The sequence below is a fragment of the Leucobacter fengyongliangi genome (genome assembly GCF_052386045.1).
The window spans coordinates 1,959,267-1,979,789 of sequence record NZ_CM126356.1 but is presented as its reverse complement, the minus strand read 5'-3'; the positions used below and the strand labels follow the sequence as shown (position 1 = coordinate 1,979,789).

The 20,523-nt window shown below is 67.1% G+C and carries 20 protein-coding genes; 13 read left to right on the top strand and 7 right to left on the bottom strand.

Annotated elements, in window-relative coordinates; translation table 11 throughout:
• The first annotated feature begins 47 nt into the window (after nucleotides 1-47).
• Nucleotides 48-854 carry an SDR family NAD(P)-dependent oxidoreductase gene (locus tag ACTNFK_RS09405; RefSeq protein ID WP_435936858.1) on the top strand — a complete coding sequence of 269 codons (807 nt, stop codon included), beginning with the start codon at nucleotides 48-50 and terminating at the stop codon, nucleotides 852-854.
• 76 nt (nucleotides 855-930) lie between these two features.
• Here the strand turns inward: ACTNFK_RS09405 and ACTNFK_RS09400 are convergent, their stop codons facing one another.
• Nucleotides 931-2,439: a hypothetical protein gene (locus tag ACTNFK_RS09400; protein WP_435936859.1), complete on the bottom strand. Its 1,509-nt coding sequence runs from the start codon at nucleotides 2,437-2,439 to the stop codon at nucleotides 931-933.
• Between the two features lie 197 nt (nucleotides 2,440-2,636).
• Here ACTNFK_RS09400 and ACTNFK_RS09395 point away from each other — a divergent pair, with 197 nt between their 5' ends.
• Nucleotides 2,637-3,089 carry a fluoride efflux transporter FluC gene (locus tag ACTNFK_RS09395; RefSeq protein WP_435936860.1) on the top strand — a complete coding sequence of 151 codons (453 nt, stop codon included), beginning with the start codon at nucleotides 2,637-2,639 and terminating at the stop codon, nucleotides 3,087-3,089.
• Entirely contained in the window at nucleotides 3,082-3,492 is a 411-nt protein-coding gene (gene crcB, locus ACTNFK_RS09390; protein ID WP_435906702.1) for a fluoride efflux transporter CrcB, read from the top strand. Before ACTNFK_RS09395 ends, crcB begins: the two co-directional genes overlap by 8 nt.
• A gap of 117 nt (nucleotides 3,493-3,609) precedes the next feature.
• On the opposite strand, the gene ACTNFK_RS09385 is transcribed toward crcB, so the two are convergent.
• Nucleotides 3,610-3,813 carry a cold-shock protein gene (locus ACTNFK_RS09385; protein ID WP_433646853.1) on the bottom strand — a complete coding sequence of 68 codons (204 nt, stop codon included), beginning with the start codon at nucleotides 3,811-3,813 and terminating at the stop codon, nucleotides 3,610-3,612.
• Nucleotides 3,814-4,135: 322 nt separating this feature from the next.
• Between ACTNFK_RS09385 and ACTNFK_RS09380 the strand changes: the two genes are divergently transcribed.
• Genes ACTNFK_RS09380 through ACTNFK_RS09360 form a run of 5 tightly spaced genes read left to right on the top strand, consistent with a single transcriptional unit; the run spans nucleotide 4,136 to nucleotide 10,152 of the window.
• Entirely contained in the window at nucleotides 4,136-5,056 is a 921-nt protein-coding gene (locus ACTNFK_RS09380) for an NUDIX hydrolase (protein ID WP_435936861.1), read from the top strand.
• Entirely contained in the window at nucleotides 5,053-6,396 is a 1,344-nt protein-coding gene (gene nadA / locus ACTNFK_RS09375; protein WP_435936862.1) for a quinolinate synthase NadA, read from the top strand. Before ACTNFK_RS09380 ends, nadA begins: the two co-directional genes overlap by 4 nt.
• Nucleotides 6,393-8,099: an L-aspartate oxidase gene (locus ACTNFK_RS09370; RefSeq protein WP_435936863.1), complete on the top strand. Its 1,707-nt coding sequence runs from the start codon at nucleotides 6,393-6,395 to the stop codon at nucleotides 8,097-8,099. The genes nadA and ACTNFK_RS09370 overlap by 4 nt, the downstream gene beginning before the upstream one ends.
• Nucleotides 8,093-8,944, top strand: coding sequence for a carboxylating nicotinate-nucleotide diphosphorylase (gene nadC / locus ACTNFK_RS09365; RefSeq protein ID WP_435936864.1), 852 nt, complete (start codon nucleotides 8,093-8,095; stop codon nucleotides 8,942-8,944). Before ACTNFK_RS09370 ends, nadC begins: the two co-directional genes overlap by 7 nt.
• Nucleotides 8,944-10,152, top strand: coding sequence for a cysteine desulfurase family protein (locus tag ACTNFK_RS09360; RefSeq protein ID WP_435936865.1), 1,209 nt, complete (start codon nucleotides 8,944-8,946; stop codon nucleotides 10,150-10,152). Before nadC ends, ACTNFK_RS09360 begins: the two co-directional genes overlap by 1 nt.
• Here the strand turns inward: ACTNFK_RS09360 and ACTNFK_RS09355 are convergent.
• From ACTNFK_RS09355 to ACTNFK_RS09335, 5 genes are all read right to left on the bottom strand, one after another.
• Entirely contained in the window at nucleotides 10,149-11,303 is a 1,155-nt protein-coding gene (locus ACTNFK_RS09355) for a DUF4192 family protein (RefSeq protein WP_435936866.1), read from the bottom strand. The two genes, ACTNFK_RS09360 and ACTNFK_RS09355, sit on opposite strands and share 4 nt — an antisense overlap.
• A gap of 147 nt (nucleotides 11,304-11,450) precedes the next feature.
• Entirely contained in the window at nucleotides 11,451-11,918 is a 468-nt protein-coding gene (gene sufU / locus ACTNFK_RS09350) for a Fe-S cluster assembly sulfur transfer protein SufU (RefSeq protein ID WP_435936867.1), read from the bottom strand.
• Nucleotides 11,915-13,213, bottom strand: coding sequence for an aminotransferase class V-fold PLP-dependent enzyme (locus tag ACTNFK_RS09345; RefSeq protein WP_435936868.1), 1,299 nt, complete (start codon nucleotides 13,211-13,213; stop codon nucleotides 11,915-11,917). Before ACTNFK_RS09345 ends, sufU begins: the two co-directional genes overlap by 4 nt.
• A 101-nt stretch (nucleotides 13,214-13,314) precedes the next feature.
• Nucleotides 13,315-14,547, bottom strand: coding sequence for an MFS transporter (locus tag ACTNFK_RS09340; protein ID WP_435936869.1), 1,233 nt, complete (start codon nucleotides 14,545-14,547; stop codon nucleotides 13,315-13,317).
• Complete coding sequence (locus tag ACTNFK_RS09335; protein WP_435936870.1) at nucleotides 14,544-15,698, bottom strand: DsbA family protein; 1,155 nt, start codon at nucleotides 15,696-15,698, stop codon at nucleotides 14,544-14,546. Before ACTNFK_RS09335 ends, ACTNFK_RS09340 begins: the two co-directional genes overlap by 4 nt.
• 42 nt (nucleotides 15,699-15,740) lie before the next feature.
• Between ACTNFK_RS09335 and rsmI the strand changes: the two genes are divergently transcribed.
• The 5 genes from rsmI to dxr all read left to right on the top strand — a co-directional run bounded on the left by rsmI (nucleotide 15,741) and on the right by dxr (nucleotide 20,487).
• Nucleotides 15,741-16,613 carry a 16S rRNA (cytidine(1402)-2'-O)-methyltransferase gene (gene rsmI, locus ACTNFK_RS09330; RefSeq protein ID WP_435936871.1) on the top strand — a complete coding sequence of 291 codons (873 nt, stop codon included), beginning with the start codon at nucleotides 15,741-15,743 and terminating at the stop codon, nucleotides 16,611-16,613.
• A gap of 14 nt (nucleotides 16,614-16,627) precedes the next feature.
• Nucleotides 16,628-17,131, top strand: coding sequence for a hypothetical protein (locus tag ACTNFK_RS09325; RefSeq protein WP_435936872.1), 504 nt, complete (start codon nucleotides 16,628-16,630; stop codon nucleotides 17,129-17,131).
• 105 nt (nucleotides 17,132-17,236) lie between these two features.
• Nucleotides 17,237-18,202: an FKBP-type peptidyl-prolyl cis-trans isomerase gene (locus ACTNFK_RS09320; protein WP_435936873.1), complete on the top strand. Its 966-nt coding sequence runs from the start codon at nucleotides 17,237-17,239 to the stop codon at nucleotides 18,200-18,202.
• Between the two features lie 105 nt (nucleotides 18,203-18,307).
• Nucleotides 18,308-19,306, top strand: a complete 999-nt coding sequence (locus ACTNFK_RS09315; RefSeq protein WP_435936874.1) for an FKBP-type peptidyl-prolyl cis-trans isomerase — start codon at nucleotides 18,308-18,310, stop codon at nucleotides 19,304-19,306.
• 92 nt (nucleotides 19,307-19,398) lie between these two features.
• The gene (dxr, locus tag ACTNFK_RS09310; RefSeq protein ID WP_435936875.1) at nucleotides 19,399-20,487 is read left to right on the top strand and encodes a 1-deoxy-D-xylulose-5-phosphate reductoisomerase; all 1,089 of its coding nucleotides are present in this window, start codon (nucleotides 19,399-19,401) and stop codon (nucleotides 20,485-20,487) included.
• Nucleotides 20,488-20,523: the final 36 nt, after the last annotated feature.

The following is a 20,523-nucleotide window of genomic DNA, read 5'->3' as shown; positions in this document are numbered from 1 at the left end:
CAGGCGCACCCTCCACAGTCGGTGCAGAGAGAGCAGGGAGCTCATCAGTGAACGTACAAGGCAAAGTTTTCGTTGTGACGGGGGCCGGGAACGGTATTGGTCGCGAGGTCACCCTGCAGTTACTCGCGAAGGGCGCCCGGGTCGCCGGGATAGACCTCAATGAACAGGGGCTCGCGGAAACCGCAAAACTTGCAAACGCCGGTGCCCACTTCACCACGCACGCGGTGAATATCACCGACCGTGACGCCACAGCCGCGCTCCCCGCGGTAGTTCAAGAAGCGCATGGGCAGGTCGATGGGCTGATCAACATCGCCGGCGTGATCCAGCAGTTCGTTCGTGTGATCGACCTCCCCTTCAGCGAGATCGAAAAGATCATGAACGTGAACTTCTGGGGTGTCATCAACATGGTGAAGGCGTTCCTGCCTGTGCTTGTTGAGCGGCCCGAAGCGTCGCTGGTGAATATTTCGAGCATGGGTGCCTACGCGCCGGTGCCCGGTCAGGCCGTCTACGGCGCGTCCAAGGCGGCTGTCAGGCTGCTCTCCGAGGCCCTGTACGCAGAACTCATGGACACGGACGTGGCGGTCTCCGTCGTGTTCCCGGGCGCGATCGGCACAAATATCGCTCAGAACTCGGGTGTGCGCATCGGAAGCGGTGCCGAATCGGCCGCAGAATCCACGCACAAGACGATGTCCCCGTCTGAGGCGGGACGAGTCATTGTTGAAGAGGCCATTGAGAAGGGCAAGTTCCGCGCCACGATCGGTAAGGATGCGGCGATCATGGACAAGCTCGCGCGGCTGAGCCCCAAGAAGGCAGCCGAGACGATCGCCAAGCAAATGGGTGACCTGCTCGGCTAATTATTCGGGGTGGATCGATGGGTGAGGGGTGGGCCGACGTTTTCGGCCCACCCCTCACCCATCTGTGCCGATCGTGCTAGAGTGCGACCCCGCGCTTCGCCAGGTGGTTTCGGTGAGACACTCGGTGCCCCACCCAGAACCCCACGGCGATGAGGCCCGCGAATACGATCCCCGCGACCCATGGCAAGATCGTCGGCCCGATGCCGGCGGTCGCCTCGGCGAGAGTGCCCGCACCCTCGTTGATTTGTGTGCTGCCGTCCGCCAGGGTGGTGGCACCCTCGGAAAGTTCTCCGGTGCCGTCTTTGAGTGTCGTCGCCCCCTCCAAGAGATCGCTCGTACCCCCGCTCAGCGTGCCGGTGCCGTCTGCCAGGCTCGCGGCACCGTCGCGCAACGTACCGGTCCCTTCGGCCAGTGTGGTCGCACCGGTGTTCAACTCTGAGGCGCCAGCAGCGAGACGCGAGTTACCCGCAGCGAGGTTTGCGGCGCCCGCTGCGAGCGTTCCGGTCCCAGCCGAAAGGCTTGCCGCCCCAGTTGCGAGTTGGTTGGTGCCGGCAGCAAGACTCGAGGCGCCTGTAGAGACGCGACTCGCACCATCGCTGCCCGAGATGATGCCATTGGCGAGTGACGTGATTCCCGCCTCAATTGCGGGACCCTTGGTGGCGAGAGTGCCAGCGCCAGTGGACACCAGGGCGGCTCCTCCTCCGAGAGTGCTCGTCGGAGCCGTGCCGGCCCGAAGCGATTGAATGGTGGCATTGAGCGTCACCACTTGCGTCTGGAATGCGGGATCATTGAGTATTCCCTGCAACGCGGCCAACTTGGAAGCATCATCAAGTAGCGGGTGGTTGATTGTTCCGATCATGGTGGCGATCTTGCTGACGCTCGCGTCGACGTTGGTTGCGGGCTGGCCCGGGACGTTCAGGAGGGTGCTCGAGAGACTCTGCGCGCTCCCGAGACCTGCATGAACCTGCTGAATGCCGGCATCTACCTGAGCTGCGCCCTGACCCAGGGCAACGGTCTGCGCCCCGAAGCCCACAATGTCCTGTTTGGCTTGGCTAGCGGCAGGTATACCCGCAGCTAGCTTGGTCGCGAGCTCAGTCGCACCTGCGGCGAGCGACTGTGCGCCTGCGGCTGCCGTGCTGGCCCCACCCGCGAGCGTGCCCGCACCCGCAGCGGCCGAGTTTGCGCCGTTCGCGAGCGTTTCTGCTCCGATCGCAGCGGTGCTGGCTCCGGTGTTCAGGGTGCCCGCCCCAGTGAGGAGCCGTGCGGCCCCATCGGCGGCCGAGGTAGCTCCCGCAGCGACGCGGCTTGCGCCAGCGTTCGCCGACGTTGCGCCGGTGTTGAGGCGCTCGGCGCCAGCGGCGAGGTCAGAGGCTCCTGCCTCAAGGCGTGCTGCGCCAGCGGCGAGCGTCGCCGCTCCGTCGTTGGCCTGCACCGTGCCTCTGGCAAGCTGCCCCGCACCGCCCGCGACCGTCGAATGTGTGACGAAGAAGAGCGCGGTCATCGCGATCAGGAGGAGGCTGAGCACCACGACGGTGATGCGCATTCCCACTCCGTGAGTGTGGACAGGTGTGTCAGTGCTCGACATTGAGGACTCCATTGCTTGGGCCGCGTGTGCCCCCTCCATTGGGAGCGCACGCCCTGCGGACGCAGACGTGGCTCTGATTGTTGGGCATGCGACCCAGCTGGGAAATCGCTTTGCGTTCTCGCTGCGCTACGCACAGCAAATCATCGCTCAGCTTGTCAGTAACCTCTAAAAAGTCGGAGAGAATATATACTCACACCATGCCCATAACCCTGCGACCGAGCAGTCTGCTGTGGGTGTTCCTGGGGGGCGCTGCAGGCACTGGAGCCCGCGCGCTGATCCTCCACTGGTTCCCGGACACTCACGGTTTCCCCTGGGTCGTAATGGGTATCAATGTGCTGGGAGCCTTCCTTCTGGGCGTGCTTCTCCAGGCGCTCATCAGCCGGGGGCTTTCAGTGGGAGGCTGGCTGAAGCTTCGACTCCTCCTGGGAACCGGAGCACTCGGTGCGTTCACGACGTACAGCGCACTCAGTGAGGGCATCCTCGCACTGATCCACGCGGGCGATGTGCTGGGTGCATCACTGTACGGTCTCGGCACAGTGATCGTGAGTGCCGCAGCAACCTGGTTGGGGATCTCCATTGGCGCAGCTCGTCGCGGACCGAGCGACCCTGCCACTGATCCCGATATTTCCGAGGGGGCATCGAATGCCTGACCCGTTCTGGCTGGTGACGATCACCGCATTACTGGGCGGAGTAGGTGCGGTCTGCCGCTTCGTGCTTGACGCGTCCATGATGTCTCGCGCGGTCCGGTCCGCGCGTAGCCCGCGGCTGCCGTGGGGCACGCTCGTGGTTAACGTTGGGGGTTCACTCGCCATTGGTATTGTGGCGGGCTTTGCCATCAGAGGCGCGCTTCCCGAAGCGTGGACCTGGGCGCTGGGCATCGGGTTCTTGGGCGGATTCACCACTTTGAGCACGGCCAGCTTCGAGACGGTCACGCTGCTCCAGCGCGGCCAGTGGAAAGCTGCGCTGGTGACTGGATTTGGTCAGTTGCTCGCGGCAACGGTTGCGGCTGCGCTCGGCTGGTGGATCGGGGCGTTTGTGTTCCAGAGCGTCTGAGCCGGGCCCGAATCAGACGCTGAAAGTCTGGGTGCGAATTCATCACTGACCGCACACATGGCGAACGCCCGATCCACTGAGTGGATCGGGCGTTCGCGGTGTTACAAAGCGTGCGATTTAGAGCGCGCGGATGTTGGTTGCCTGCAGACCCTTTTGGCCCTGCTCGGTGTCGAATTCGACGCGCTGCTCTTCGAAGAGATCGCGGCGGCCGTTGCCGGAGATCGCGCTGAAGTGCGCGAACACGTCGGCGGACCCGTCATCGGGAGCGATGAAGCCGAAGCCCTTTTCGGAGTTGAACCATTTCACAGTGCCAGTGGCCATGCTGTATTTCCTTATTTCATTTGTGGGCCGATTTTCTGACCCGGGTGCCACGGCGACGGCGCCGACGTGGAGCTTGGCGCAAGTTCGCGACAGATACGCGATTTCACGATGCACACAACTGTAGCCCATGAATGCCCTCATGTCACTGCCCAGTTTCCGTGAACTTGCCTTGGGATGCGCTGAGGGGGAGCGGCAGGGGTTTTTGACATCCGCAAAAAACGGCGTAGGCTTACTTATAGTCAAATTGACCATAAGTCGAGACTTGCGGTGCCTGCGTGCAGATCATCGCCGGTGATCAGAGCCGAGAGACACAGGAGTGGACGTGGAATTTTCACGTGCGAGTGCGAATGAGCGCCGCTTCCTGCCTCCGGCCGTTGCGGTCTCGAGCGTGGCCTTCGCGCTGAGTCCGCCCGCTGAGGCGCGGAGGGATTCCCGCGAGCCTGTGGATACGGCGGTGACGCTCTGGATCCCGCTCGTGCGGAGAACGCGCCCGCCGTTTGAGGGTATCTGGGCGCTTCCGGGCGGTCCGATCCCGTGGGATGAGGCCCTCGTCGACACTGCGCTGCGTACCCTGCACGCCGCCGTGCACCGGGCCCCGGGGTACCTGGAGCAGCTGTACTCCTTTGGTGCGATTGAACGATCTGCGCAGGCGCAGCGGCTGGTGACCATTGCGTACTGGGCGTTGTACGGTGAGCGGGAACTTGCCCAGGTGCCCAGCCTCCCGGAGCGTGCCGCGGCGAAGCCGGGGCACGGATCCACCCGCCGCTGGGATGACCCGCAGCCGCCACCGTTACCGCAAACGAGCGCCGAGCGGCTGCAGGAACCCGCAGCCCAGGCCATGGTGGCGACTGCGGATTCGCTGGATGCCGACCGAAACGTCGCCTGGTTCTCGGCCGACCGGTTACCCGAGCTCGCCTTTGATCACGCCGATATCGTCGCCACCGCGCTGTGGCGCCTGCGCAGTAAGACCGAGTACTCAGCGGTCGCGCACCGTTTCCTGGGGCCGACCTTCACGCTTGCGCAGTTGCGCGTGGTGCACGAGGCAATTCTGGGCGAACCGGTTGACCCGGCGAATTTTCGCCGGCAAGCCCTCGCGCAGGGCAACCTTATCGACACCGGCGACACCACTACCGGCACCGGGCATCGGCCCGCGCGCCTCTACCGCTTCCGCAGTGATCCTGAGGCTCCCGGTGCCGGGGCAGGGCCGCTCGCATTCACCTCCGAACAAAGGAAATCCGCATGACCAGCGTTGCCGAACTCATTCGCCAGGCGGCAGAGACCGAAGCGGCGCAGGCTGAGTGTGCCGTGCCCGTACCCGTTCTCGCGCCCGCGCACCGGCGCCCCATTGCGTTGCAGTCGACGGGGCTCTCGAGCTGCGACACCGATCTAGTCCGTGACCCCTGGGCGATTGACCGCGCGCCAGGGTATGGCCCCGGGGCATCGACCGCCGACCCGGTTCCCGGGGACGCGCCGAGACAGGGCCCGCTGCCCGCCAGATACACCCAGGCGAGTGATGCCGAGCTCGACCAGTGGATCCGCGATGCGAAGTCGCAGCTCGGGGAACGCGTGCAGATTCTCGGCCACTTCTACCAGCGTGATGAGATCGTCAAGTACGCAGATTTTGTTGGCGACTCGTTCATGCTGGCGCGGGCCGCAAAAGACCATCCCGAGGCGAACGCATTCGTGTTTTGTGGCGTGCACTTCATGGCAGAGACCGCCGATATTCTCTCGGGCCCAGATCAGGCCGTGGTGCTTCCGAACCTCGCAGCCGGCTGCTCGATGGCCGACATGGCCACCATTGATCAGGTCGAGAGCTGCTGGGACCAGATGATGTCGGTGCTGGGATCCGAGGTGCGCGAAGACGGACTTGCGCCGGTGATCCCTGTGACGTACATGAATTCTTCGGCCGCGATCAAGGCTTTTTGCGGCCGCAACGGTGGCATCGTGTGCACCTCGTCGAACGCGCGAACCGTGCTGGAGTGGGCTTTCGCGCGCGGTCAGCGCGTCGTGTTCTTCCCCGATCAGCATCTCGGGCGCAACACGGCGAAGGCGATGGGCATCACCGAGGCAGAAATGCCGCTGTGGCGACCTCACCTTGCGCTCGGTGGCAACACTGCCGAGGAGCTTCGCGATGCGAGGGTGATCCTGTGGAACGGTTTCTGCTCGGTGCACAAGCGTTTCACGGTGAACCAGATTGAGCAGGCGCGGGCTGACTTCCCGGGCGTGCGCGTGATCGTGCACCCCGAGTGCCCGGCCGCGGTCGTGGAGGCGGCCGACGGCAGCGGCTCGACCGAGTACATTCGGCGCGAGATCGAATCGGCCGCACCGGGCTCGGTGTTCGCCGTCGGCACCGAGATCAATCTGGTGAACCGACTGCAGCAACAGCATCCTGAACTCACCATCTTCTGCCTGGACCCGGTCGTCTGCCCGTGCTCCACGATGTACCGGATCCACCCCGCCTATCTCGCGTGGACCCTCGAATCGCTGGTTGCGGGCGACGTGCCCAACCAGATTCGGGTCGCCGAGGAGGTCGCCGCGGATTCGCGGGTCGCACTCGAGCGGATGCTTGCGGCCCGGCCATGATGCTTATCGTCGGAGCGGGCGTCGCGGGGCTGAGCTGTGCGATTGCGGCGGCCCGGGCCGGGGGCGAAGCCACGCTGGTGACCCCCGGGGTATTGCGGCCTTCCGCGGATGCAGGCCTCGCCGCGCTCGCTGGAGGCAACACCGCGATGGCGCAGGGTGGCATTGCCGCGGCCGTCGGAGATGACGATACGGCTGCAGATCACGCCGCTGACACGGTCGCCGCCGGCGCTGGCCTGGTGGATCCGCGCGCCGCCCACGTGCTCACCGCAGAGGGGGCCGAAGCGATGCGTGCAATGCTCGCGGGCGGCTTCCCCGCCGATCGAGACGCGAGCGGTCGGCTGTCGCTGGGGCTCGAAGCCGCGCACCGACGCGCCCGGATCGTGCACGCCGGCGAGGATCGCACGGGGGCTGCGCTACACGCCTTCCTCGCGCGAGAGGCGCTGGAATTCGTTCGGCGGGGCCTGATCCGGCTGACCGAGCGCACCTCTCTGGATTCGCTCCTTACCGACTCGGGTGCGGTGAACGGCGCAGTGCTGCGCGATGCGGCCGGGCACCTGGTGACCGTTCGTGCGGGCGCCGTGGTGCTCGCGACCGGAGGATACGCGGCGCTCTACCCGCGTACGAGCAACCACGCGGGGGCGCGCGGCGAGGGCATCGTGCAAGCCGCGCACGCGGGAGCCGTCGTTGCCGACCTGGAGTTCGTCCAGTTCCACCCCACCGTGCTCGCGGGCACCGGGTTCCTGATCTCGGAGGCGGTGCGGGGCGCGGGTGCAGTGCTGCGCGACGGCAGCGGTGAACGGTTCATGACCGCAGTGCATGCCGCCGCGGAGTTGGCCCCGCGCGACGTGGTGGCCCGCACCATGCACCGCGTGCTGCGTCAACGGGGGGAAGACGCCGTGTGGCTCGACGCGACCGGAATCGAAGTGGCGGGCGGGAGCGGCACCCTCGCGCGCCGCTTTCCCAGTATCACCGCGGCAACCCGCGCGCAGGGGTTCGATTGGACCCGCGAACCGGTGCCCGTGGCCCCGGCGGCTCACTACACGATGGGTGGGGTCGCGACCGATCTCGAAGCCCGGACCACAGTGCCAGGCCTGTTTGCCGCGGGGGAGGTCGCTTCCACCGGGGTGCACGGGGCGAATCGCCTCGCCTCAAACTCCCTGCTTGAGGGTCTCGTCTTCGGCGCTCGCGCGGGGCGCGCGGCGGCCGAATACCTCGGCGCGGGGGGGTCAGGTGCGGGATCCTGGGCAAACGGCACGGGCATGCTCGCCGAGCTTTCTGCGGGTGCGTCTGTCTTCGCGGGGCTCCCGGGCACCACAGGCGACCCATCGCGGGATCTGGCTCCGACCGGGGCAGATGCGAGCGGCCCGAACTCACAGATCGCAGCCGTTTCGGAGCTGTCAGCGGTCTCGGCCGCGGTCGCCGCGGGGCTCGGAATCGAACGGGACGCGACCGGGATTGACGCGGTGCGTCGCGACTGTGCCTCGTTACCCGGGCACGCCGCGCAACTGGCAACCATGATCGCCCAGTCTGCGGCGGCCCGCACCGAATCGCGCGGCGCGCATCAGCGTGCGGATCACCCCGCCACCGACCCCGCACAGGCAGTTCGCCAGGGGTGGGTGGCGCGATCCACACCGCACCGAAGCGCGGGGGACGACCACCGTGCGCAATTCGCCACACCATTGAGGAGCCTCGCCGCATGTTGACCCCGCAAATTGTTTCCGACTCGGTGCGTCGGGCGCTCGCCGAAGATGCGCCATGGGGTGACCTGACCGTCGAACTGACAATCCCACAAGAGGCGCAGCTCGACGTGGTGCTCGCGGCGCGAGAGCCCGGGGTCTTTGCCGGTGGGCCTCTCGTCGTTGAGGCGTTCCGGCAGGTTGATACCGAGATATCGGTCAACGAGTTGGTCGCTGAGGGGCACGTCTTCGGTGCGGGGGAGGCGCTCGCTCGAATCTCGGGTCCGGCGCGGGGAATCCTGACCGCCGAGCGGGTTGCCCTGAACTTCAGCCAGCGCATGAGCGGCATCGCGACCCTGACGTCGCAGTTTGTCGCCGAGGTGGCGGGGACGCGCGCGCGCATCGCGGACACGAGAAAGACCACACCCGGGCTGCGTGCGTTGGAGAAGCACGCGGTGCGCGCGGGTGGCGGATCGAACCATCGGTTCGGGCTCTCAGACGCCATCATGGTGAAAGACAACCATCTGGCGGCGCTCGGCGCGATGGACGGGGCGGCCATCACTGCGGCGTTGCGGGGCCTGCGCGAGCGGGCCGGGCATACCGTTTCGATCATCGTCGAGGTGGATCGCATCGAGCAGCTCGAACCCGTACTTGCCGCGGGGGTGACGGGCGTGCTTCTCGACAATTTCTCGGTCGACGAGCTCGTCGAGGGTGTGCGGATCGTCGCGGGGGGTGCGATTTGCGAGGCGAGCGGGGGCGTGACGCTCGAATCCGTCGGTGCCATCGCCCGCACCGGGGTCGACGTGATTGCGGTCGGTAAGCTCACCCACGGGGCGACGGCACTCGACCTCGGCCTTGATGCGATCTCCTGATGAGTGACGCAGGCGGAACATCGGGATACCTCGATGCCGCAGCCACCGCGCCAATGCGGGCGGAGGCGCGTGACGCGATGATCGCGGTGCTCGCTGGCGAGCAGGCGAATCCCTCAAGCGTGCACCAGTCGGGGTTTCGGGCGCGAGAGATCGTGGAAGGGTGCCGCGAGCGGATCGCAAGCGCACTGGGCGCGAGGCCCGCGGAGGTGATTTTCACCTCGGGAGGCACGGAGGCCAATAACCTCGCGATCATCGGGCTGGCCCTCGCGAACCCCCGGGGTCGCCACCTGGTCACGACCCCGATTGAACACCCCTCGGTCATCGAGAGTTGCCGCTTTCTCGAACGTGTGCACGGCTTTGAGCTGAGCCTGGTGCCGGTTGGCGCGGATGGCGTGGTGGATCCTGCCGACGTCGCTTCCATGCTGCGCGACGACACCACGCTCGTGAGTGTGGGGCTCGCCAACGGCGAGATCGGCACGGTACAGCCGGTCGTGGAAATCGGTGAGTCGGTGCGAAGCCGGGGCGCGATCATGCACACCGACGTGGTCCAGGCCGCGGCGACCCTGCCGGTGTCGTTTGCTGCGGGCGGGTGGCCTGGCTTGAAGGTCGATGCGATGACCGTCGCCGCACACAAGTTCGGAGGTCCCCAGGGCGCCGGTGCGCTGCTCGTGCGCCGCCACCTCGCGCTGGAACCCGTGCTGCACGGCGGCGGGCAGGAGGGCGGCGCGCGCTCGGGCACCGAGAACGTGGCCGCAATTGCGGGCTTCGCGGCCGCGGTGACCGCCACCGTTCGGGAGGTGGGAACGCGTGCGCTCGCGCTGACGATCAGCCGTGATGCGCTGATCGCGCGGGTGCTCGCGGAGGTGCCGGGAGCGGATCTGACCGGGCATCCCAGCGAGCGGCTGCCGGGCCACGCGTCGTTCGTGGTGCGCGGGGTCAGCGGAGAATCGCTGCTCGTCGCACTGGACGCGGCAGGGATCGCCGCGTCGTCCGGCTCAGCCTGCGCGGCCGGAAAGGACGAGCCCTCGCCCACGCTTCTTGCGATGGGATACACGCCCGAAATCGCACAGACCGCGATTCGTTTCACCCTCCCCGCGCCGTTCATTGGTGACAACGGTGAGGCGTTGCTCGAGCGACTCGTGCGGGTGCTCGCGCAGGAGGTTCTGGCCGCCGCTGGAATGCGACGCGGGGAGCTGCCGGCTCGTTAGCGAGCCGCGCCACCGTTCAGATGCCACGCAGGAACCGATCGATTGAGTCGCTGCACCATCGAAGCGAGCTCGTTGCCCGGATCTATGTCGAGCGCGTGAATGACGTGGCGCTCCGCGACCGTTTGCAGGCCGAGCATCCACCAGGCCCAGGCGAGGAGCGCGAGGAGCGCGGGCCGCTGATCCACTGGAGCGTGTGCGGTGCAGTGCGAGACCGCAGCGATAGCTTGGCGCAGCTTCTGCTGGTCGGGTGCTTCCTCTGCGGTCGAGGCGAGCAACCCACGAATTGACCAGCCCCGTCGGCCCGTCTCGGATGCTGCAGGCACGAAATCGACGGTGAACTTCTCAAATCGCTCGGCCCCGACCGTCGCCGCGAGCTCGAGCACGAACTCTGGGCGAGTGATTGCCGAGAATGCGAGAAGCAGCCAAGGCGCGGGGCGCTGGGCGTGCCCGATGAACTGAGCCAACGCCGCTGGATCCGCCTGAGTGTCCTGCTCCTGCAGGATGACGCGCGCGCACTCCATCGTGCGGCGCACCCAGTCGAGCTCATCGTGGGCACCCGCGCGAGCCAGCTCGCCCGCGACCTCCGAGGCGAGAGCGGGGTCTGGCTGGGGCAGCTCGCCGATCGTGTCGAGGGGCCCGTGCGGGCCGCCGAGCGCCTCCCCCTCCTTCGTGATCGGACTCGCCCTGATCTCGCTGAGCGGGCGCCCGCGACGGGGCGTCGACGGGTCGCGGTACGCCGCCCAACCGTCGGGGGCGATGCAGGCGAGCTCGCGCAGCCACCAGCCCTCCCGCACGAACCGTCGCTCGAGCCGCTTCGCGAATCGGCGCCACGGAGCATCGCCCGACTCAGCGAATGTGCGTTCGCAGCTGATCACGAGGGCGGGCCCGTCGAATCCGGCACCGGTCTCTCGCATCAGCGAGCAGATGGCATCAAGGAGGAGGCCAGTGTCGCTCGGGCTATCGCTGAGCGGCAGGTCGATGCGAATGGCGCGGCCAGCCCGACGGCCCTCAAAGAGCACCAGAAACAGGCTGTTGTGCGCGGTGAAACCGGTGAGGAATGGCAGCGCCGCGAGGAAATCTGCGGTGCCGGAGCAGCGCAGTACCGTGAGGTCGCTGGTGGGGGAGATCTCGGGTGGTGTCGTGAGTGTCATACTCCGATGCTCGCCGAGATCGGCGAGGCACGAACGGCTATCCCCAGGGTTGGGCTCTCACCAGGAAAATGTCAGGGTGCCACGGAGTGTGAGCGCCCATTGGCGCGCACACGACCCTCACGTGCGCGCCCGGCCGTGGCCGGAGAGCTACCCGGCGGCTTCGATTTGGCGCATGTCGGCCTCCAGCGCGACCCAACCGAGCATGGCGCACTTCACGCGCATGACGAACTTGGAGACCCCCTGCAGTGCAATCGCGTCGCCCAGCAGATCCTCGTCGGGCTCGATCTCTCCGCGAGATTGGATCATCTCGCGAAAGGCATCGACGCGTGTCTGCGCCTCGGCCATCGTGAGGCTTTCGTCGCGCAGCAACTGAGCCAGAATCGACACCGAGGCCATCGAGATGCTGCACCCCGCTCCGTCCCAGGCGAGTTTCTCGATCTTCCCTGTTGCCGGGTCGACAGCGATGCTCAGCGTGAGTTCGTCGCCACAACTCGGGTTGAACTCGTGGTGGGCGGCGGTCAGGGCGCCCAGCGGGGCCTCAAGCTCGCCCTTGCCGATCGGGCGCTTCGAATGGTCCAGAATGAGTTCTTGATACAGTCCGTCGAGCGCACTCATGCCGATGCCTCCAGGCCGAAGTACCGCTGCGCGCCGCGGATCGCGTCGAGGAACCGGTCAACCTCATCCTCTGTGGTGGTTAGGTGCACGCTCGCGCGAGTGCTCGACGCCAGGCCGAGTGCGCGATGAAGTGGCTGCGCGCAGTGATGGCCGACGCGTACGAGCACGCCCTGCTCATCGAGGAACTGGCCCACGTCGTGGGCGTGCAACCCCTCGATCGATACTGCGGCGAGGGCGACGCGATCAGTCATGCCCTGCGGGCCGAGCAGGCGTACGCCGGGCAGCTCAAGAATACCGGCAACCAGGCGCTCAACGAGCTCATGTTCGTGTGCAGCGGATCGGCGCATGTCTGCCTGCTGCAGAAAGTCGACGGCGGCACCAAGGCCCACCACCTGAGACACGGGCTGGGTGCCAGCCTCAAATCTCAGCGGCGGCGGCATGAACTCGGCACCCTCCATGGTGACTTTGGTGATGATCGATCCACCGGTTCGGGCCGGGGGAAGGGCCGCGAGCATCTCGGGGGTGCCGTAGAGCACGCCGATGCCATTGGGGCCGAGCATCTTGTGGCCGGAAAACGCGGCAAAGTCGACACCGAGTTCGGCCAAATTGACGGGGATATGCGGCACTGACTGGCAGGCGTCCAGCACCGTGATCGCGCCGACCGCCCGCGCCAACTGGACGAGGTCTGCCACTGGAGCGACGTAGCCGGTGACATTCGATACGTGTGCGAAAGCGAATATGCGCGTGCGGGAATTGAGTGCCGCGCGCGCGGCATCGATCGACCACGTGCCAGTTTCGTTCACAGGTATGTAGCGAAACGTCGCGCCGGTCTTCACCGCGAGTCGCTGCCACGGGATGAGGTTCGCGTGGTGCTCTGCCTCGGTGACGAGGATCTCATCGCCCGGGCCGAGCAGGAAGCGTTCCGAGCCAGCGACGCCCAGGCCGGCGTTCGCCTCGCCGATTCCGAGGGTCACAATGTTCAGTGCATCGGTCGCGTTCTCAGCCCACACGATCTGCTCGGGGGTGTGAGCCCCCACAAAAGCCGCAACCTTCGCGCGGGCACCCTCAAAGTACTCGGTGGCGGTGCCGACGGCCTGGTAGGTGCCGCGGTGCACCGGGGCGTTTGCCGTCTCAAGGAAGTGCCGCTCGGCATCCAGCACCGCGGTGGGGCGTTGCGAGGTTGCGCCCGAATCGAGGTAGGCGACGGGCTGGCCTCCCACCAGTGGAGGGGTAGCGAAGTACGGGAACGCTGCGCGCAGCCGATCCACTTCGGCGGGAGTAAGTGAGGGCTGCATGCTCCCATTCTCCCACCTTGCCTGGAGGTGGGTCCCCATCAGGTTGCGCCCACAGCGAAGCCGAGCGCGGGCGGCTGTCCCCACCAACAGCCTTCCGGCACCTACGGAATCTGCACCGGACCGGTGAAGCGCACCAGGCGGCCGGCGGGAGTGATCGCGAAGTTTGCAATGCCCGCCACGAGCACGAGCACGGCGGCGGCGAGGGGGAGCGTGAGCGCAGCCCCGGTGCCGAACTGCCCGGCGATGATTCCTGTGAGGGCCGACGCCAGCGACTGCCCCACGATGACCCCTGAACCGAGCATCGTCATCACCGTGGCTGAGCGCCCCACGGGGGTGCGCGCGGCCCCGAAACCGTAGAGCGTGACGAGCAGTGGCCCGATCCCGAGACCCATCACGGCGAGGCTCAGCAGCATTCCGGGCACGTCACTCACGGTCTGCAAGATCACGGTACCGATCGCGAGAACCGCGCCGAAGACCAGCCAGCGATACCGCAGGGTGAACTTCGGCGAGAACCAAGCCGCCGCAATCGCAAGCACCGCGGATCCCACTCCCATCACCCCATACAGCAGGCCAGCCTGCTCGGCCGCGCCCCGGTCTTGGAGGAAGGCGGTGAGCGAGGTCAACATTGCGCCGAAAAAGAGCCCCAGCGAGAAGATTCCCGCGATGGTGACCAGGAGGGAGGGCCTGCGCAACTGCGCGATCGGGCCCAGCGTGGCCGCGCGTTCGACAGCCGACTTTGCGGGCACGCTGGTGCGGTGACCGGCAAACGCGGTCACAAACACCAGGGTGAGGATCGCGGCCGCCGCGATGGGCACCCACGCATCGAAGGCGGTGGCGAGCAGCCCCACGATGACGGGGCCAAACACGAAGACCACTTCGTCGGCGGCCGACTCAAATGCGAGCACCGAGTTGATAGCGCGTGGCTTGTGCGAGGCGGGGACCTCGGCCTGAATGATGGTGACGAGTCGGGAACGCGACATCGGCGAGGTCTGGGGGGCCGACGCGCCCGCCAGGAACGAAACAAGCAGCATGACCCAGACGGGAACCGAGCTGAACGCCACCCAGGCGAGCGCGCCCAGTGCGACGCTGTTGCACGCCGCGGTGAGCAGCAGGACCGGACGCTGCCCGAACCGGTCGGCGGCCGAACCGAGCAGCGGGCCGAAACACGCGACACCGAGCCCGACCATCGCGGAGGTGATGCCGCCGAGCTCAACGGAGCCTCGCGCCGCGACAACCAGGGTGAGTACCCCTACCACCATCATCGCGAAGGGCACGCGCGCGATGATGGTGAGGGGGAAGTAGGCGGCCCCGGTGCGGGAGGCGAGCTGGATCAATAGCCTGCGATCTCCGAGAGGAACTCGGTGAACGCCTCCGCGTCGTCTGGGTTGCCCGCGTAGGGGATGCCGTTCACGACGACGAAGGGCGTCGCAGTGACCTGTAGCTCCGGGTCCTCCGCGTGTGGCACCGGGGTGGAAAACACCCAGCTGGTGAGCGCCTGCGAAAACGGCACGAAACGTTCCGTCCTGATGCAGTCTTCGACCGACGAGTTCAGCCCACCGGTACTGCCGTCGAGGATCGCGAAGAGCCCTTCGTTGGTGTGTCCCGGGCCGCCCTCGGCGGGCTGCACCTCGGGTGCCAGCAGAGTGGAATGTGCCGCCCACGCAGATTCGGGCTGACCGTCGACCACGCAGGCGACGGCCGCCGAGGCCCGAGACGAGTAGTAGCTGCCCTCGGACAGCTTGTCGAGAAACGTCAACGGCACCAACTCGAGGGTCGCGGCCCCGCCGTGCACGAGTTCAGACAGCATCGGGCCGTTCGTCTGCTCGAAGATGCCGCAGTATGGGCAGCGGTAGTCGACATACAACCGAATATCGAGCACCCCGCTGCCGCGATCCACCTCGCTGGCGGCGGGTGCCTCGCCCGGCTCGAGCGGGGCCGACGCCACCGGTTCCAGAAATTCGCCGAAGATGATGCCGCCGGTCGCCATGTTTGCGGGCCATTCGATGAGCGAGGGCTGCGTCTCAGCCTCCCCTGGGCTCGACTCGGGGCCCTGGCCTTGCGAATCCTCCGCAACGCCCGGCGAGGCGCTGAACGCCTGCAGCGCCATCGCGCCGACACCGAGCGCGCCGATCACCAGACCCAGCAGCATCGCCAGAGCACCAGCCGCGAGGCCCGTGATCCACGTGCCGATGGGCCGCTGCTTCTTCACCAGCGCGATGATGCCAAGCACCAGCGCGATGAGACCGAGGAAACCGCCGATGAGTGCGGCGGGCGCAAAATACGCTGCGGCAGTCATCGCGGTGAGGAGTGCGACGAGCCCGACCGCCATCGATGCGATGCCTAGGCCCTTACCCGGACGTCCGCCGCCCGCCTGCGCGTACGGGTTCGGCGGTGGCACCGGGACCCACTGCGGCGCAGGGGATTGCGGGGTCGCCTGCGGTTGCTGTGGCTGCTCGGGCTGAATCGGGGGCTGCGGGTCGCTCATGCCTCTCATTCTGGCAGGACGCCGCGGGCGTAGCATGGGAGCATGCTCTGGCTCGCCGCGACACCCATCGGAAATCTCGGCGACGCGTCGACCCGGCTGCGGGAGGCCCTCGCCTCGGCGGACGTGATCGCCGCGGAGGACACCCGGCACACCGCCCAGCTGCTGCGTCTGCTCGGCATTGACGCCCGGCCCGAGCTCATCGCGCTGCACGACCACAACGAGCGCGATCGCGCGGCATCACTGGTGGATCGCGCGGCCACCGAAGAGGTGCTCCTCGTGAGCGATGCGGGCATGCCCACCGTCTCCGACCCAGGGTTTCGGGTCGTACAGCTCGCCGCAGAGCGAGGTGTGCAGGTGAGCGCGATCCCGGGCCCGAGTGCGGTCATCACCGCGCTCGCAGTCTCCGGGCTGCCGACCGATCGGTTCGCATTCGAAGGCTTCCTGCCGCGCAAGGCGGGCGACCGGTCGCGCGCGCTGCTGGCGCTCGCCGCCGAGCGTCGCACCCTCGTGTTTTTTGAGGCGCCCAGTCGCATCGCCGAGACCCTCGCGGCCGCGGCAGAAGCGTTTGGCCCCGAACGCCCGGCAGCCGTGTGCCGCGAACTCACGAAGCTGTACGAGGAGGTGCGCCGCGGCGGCCTCGGCGAACTGGCCGAGTGGGCATCGGCGGGAGTTCGCGGCGAGATCGTGCTCGTGGTGGCCGGTGCGCCCGAGGCCGCTCCCTCGCCCGAGAACGCACTCGCCGAGGTGCAGGTGCGGGTGGCCGCTGGCGACCGGTTGAAGGATGCCACGCGAGAGGTCGCGGAGGCCACGGGCCTTTCCGCGCGCGAACTCTACGCCGCGGCGCTCGCGGCGAGATCCACAGCACACGATGTGACGAAGCAAGCCGAACCCGCGAGCTTGCCCCCACGCCGGTGAGAAGGAGCGAGACCATGGAGACGAAGCTGCGGCTCGAGATGTGGCGGCACGCGCTGCCGGTACTGTGGATCGGCCTGATCATCGCGATCTCGTTCATCGAGGCGCCGCTGAAGTTTCAGGCCGAGGGCATCACGATTCCACTCGGCCTGGGCATCGGCAGGCTCGTCTTTGCCGCGCTGAACATCACCGAGGCGGTGCTGCTGGTGATGCTCACGATCGTGACATTCTGGCCACGGGTGGCGCGCGTCTCTCGTGGCCGGGTGCGGTGGTGGCTCGCGCTGGCCCTCGTGTTTCTCTTCAAGGTGGCCATCGTTCGCCCGCCGCTCAACGCTCGCACCGACCTGGTGCTTGCGGGGGCGGACCCCGGGCAGTCGCTCTGGCACTACGTCTACATCGCCTGCGATCTGGTGACGCTGGTGCTGCTGCTCGTCGTCGCGCTCCAGGCGGGAAAGGCCGTGCGCCGCGTCGCTGGCGAGGCCGTCGCTCGGGCGGGTGACGCTTCGGCAAACGAAAGATGACAGTTTGGGGTATCGGCGACTGAGCCGCGATTCGGGCACCTCTCGCAGGTCAGAATGACAGGGGCGCCCCGTCTGGTGCCCCGAATTCTTGAAGAGGACACACCGGTGAAGAGGACCCCCGTCGCCATGCGCGCGCTCGCGCTGTTCCCCGCTGCTCTGCTCGCCCTTCCCCTGCTCGCGGGCTGCGCGTCCGCACCCTCCGCGTCGCTCGCGCTTCCCGGCGGGTGCGCGGCCCCGGGAAGCGCGAGCGACTCGATCAGGGTCACGGGTGACTTCGGCGGAGATCTGAATCTCGAGACTCAGGTACCGATCGCGGCAGATGGATTCCAGCGGACGGTACTCGACACCGGCGAGGGCGACGAGATCGCCGAGGGCGATACCTTCGTCGGGCACCTCAATATCTTCGTGGGCAGCACCGGCGAGCCGTATGCGCAAGAGGCCACTCGGCACGTGCTGGATAGTGAGGGCCTCGCGCCCTGGTACTTCGACACGATGAGGTGCGCGAGCGGGGGCGACCGTATCGCGAGCACGGTACCGGCCATCGACATGCTGGGAGAGGGCGGAGGCACGCCGGCGGGAATTGCCGACGAAGACACCATGATCGTCGTCGTCGACCTTCGGGCCGTGCTGTCCGCGGGAGAGGGGCGGGCGGTCGGTTCCGCTCAGGAACTCCCTGCCGGCTTCCCGCTTGTTACGCTCTCCGAGGACGGGGCACCGACGGTAACCATACCCGCAGGGGTTTCAGGTCTCGCGGAATTCGCGGTTGCCCCCTCGATCGTTGGCAGCGGAACCCAGGTGGAGGATGGTCAGACGGTGCTCGTGCACTCTCAGGGACTCATCGCTCGCACCGGGGAGGTCTTCGAGCAGAGCTATGGCGGCGCGCCCGTATCGTTCCCCCTGGACGAGGTGATCCCCGGGTTCCGGAAGGGCCTCGTCGGTCAGACCGTCGGCTCGCAGGTGGTCATCATCGTGCCGCCGGGCACCGGGTACTCGGCCGAAGATCTCGAGCTCATGGGCTACCAGGCCACAGATGTGATGGTCTACGTCGTCGATATCCTCGACGCCGGGTGACACGCCGGCGTGCCGGACGCGCTCCTCACGGCTCACCCTCAGACACCCGTAACCTGCGTGCGACAGAATCAAGATGACCATCCGGGTGGCATCCGCGACCCTACAGTGAATGAGGAATTTGTGAAGCGCTCCCGTGCCTTGGCCGCCGCCATCCTGCCCGCGACTCTCGTGGGCACCCTGCTTGTAACCGGCTGCACCGCCGGCACCGACGTGAACTGCGCCCCCGAGGGAAGCGTCAGCAAGGCCATCACCGTCGAGGGGAAATTTGGCGAAGATGTCACGCTCACCTCGGAGACGCCGATTCAGGCGACCGAGTTCGAGCGTTCCGTGCTCGAACAAGGCGACGGTGAGAAGGTCGAGGCTGACGAACTCGTCGTCACGAACCTCACGGCGATCAACGGCGACACCGGTGAAGTGATTTCGACAGAATCCGCGCAGATGCAGAATTCCGCCGAGACCATGGCCCCGTGGGTCGCCGACTCGCTGACCTGCTCGTCGATCGGCGATCGCGTGGTCGCGGTGTCGCCCGTGGTTGACATCGTGGGCGAGGGCAACGAGGCAAGCTTCGGCATGGAGGCCGGCGGCACCATCGTGCTGGTGCTCGATCTGATGGAAAAAGCGCCGACCCCGCCAGGAACCCTGGAGCCCGGCGATCTGCTCGAGGGTCCCGACGGCAAGGCGAAAGACGCGCCCGCGGGCTTCCCGACGGTCACGGTCGATGCCGATGGCTCGCCGATCATCACGATGCCCGAGGGTGTGGTGCCTCCGACCGAGTTGTCGGTCGCGACCCTGATTACGGGCACCGGCGAGAAGGTGCAGCCGGGTGACCGCGTCTACGTGAACTACCGCGGCGTCATCTGGCGCACGGGCGAAGAGTTCGACTCGAGCTGGAGCCGGGGCGAGGCCACGAGCTTCCTCACGACTGAGGTGATCGAGGGCTTCAAGGTCGCACTCGAGGGCCAGACCGTCGGCTCGCAGGTTATCGCGGTGGTGCCGGCGAACGATGGCGGCTACGGCAGCGACTGGCTCGTCTCGCAGGGCTACGAGGCCGAAGACGTGATGGTCTTCGTGCTCGACATCCTGGGTACCGCGCACGCTGGCTAGTCCAGATACTTCCCAGTGGATCGTGGGGCGCGCAGCCGAGGCTGCGCGCCCCACTTCCGTCTCCGGCGCCTGAGTCGGGCAGAATGGGGGACATGAGACGCGTCGTCATTTTGGGGTCCACAGGTTCGATCGGCGAGCAGGCGCTCGATGTGATCCGCGCGAACCCCGGCAGGTTCCAGGTGGTGGGTCTCGCTGCAGGCACCCAGCACGAGCGAGTGCGCGAGCAGGCCGACGAGTTTCACGTCGAGCACACCGCGATGGGGGCGGAAGAGGCGGCGACCCTCGTGCGCGAGGTTCCCGCAGACGTGGTGCTGAATGGCATCACCGGGTCGATCGGGCTCGGTCCGACCATCGCAGCGCTTGAGGCCGGCCGTACCCTGGCGCTTGCAAACAAGGAGTCGCTGATCGTGGGCGGCGACCTGGTGACCGGGCTCGCCGCGCCCGGTCAGATCGTGCCGGTCGACTCCGAGCACTCGGCCATTGCCCAGGCCCTTCGCTCGGGCGAGGCCTCCGAGGTGCGTCGACTCGTGCTCACGGCCTCGGGCGGCCCGTTTCGCGGGCGCACCCGCGACCAGTTGCGTGACGTCACCCCCGCCGAGGCCCTCGCGCACCCCACCTGGAATATGGGTCGGGTGGTCACGACGAACTCGGCGACCCTCATCAACAAGGGCCTCGAGGTGATCGAGGCGCACCTGTTGTTTGGAATCTCATACGGTGCCATCGACGTGGTCGTGCACCCGCAGTCGATCGTGCACTCGATGGTCGAGTTTCACGACGGTTCGACCATCGCGCAGGCGTCGCCGCCAGACATGCGGCTGCCGATTTCGCTCGGGCTCGACTGGCCGAAGCGCATCGCCGGCGTCGGCGCCCCCATCGACTGGACGCGCGCGACATCGTGGGACTTCGAGCCGCTCGACACCGTGGCCTTCCCCGCGGTTGAGCTCGCGAAGGAGGTGGGGCGGGCCCGCAAGACCTTCCCTGCCGTGTACAACGCTGCGAACGAAGAGGCGGTCGACGCGTTCCACGAGGGGCGCATCGGGTTCACCGACATCGTCGACACGGTACAAGAGGTGTTGCACGCGCACACCGCACCCGAGGTGCTGACTCTCGAGGCGCTGGCTGAGGCCGAACGATGGGCGCGCGAACGGGCGCAACGCGTGATCGCGGCCCGCGCGGCCTGATCCACTCCGCTCACAGTCCGACTTTCCCGAAATTGA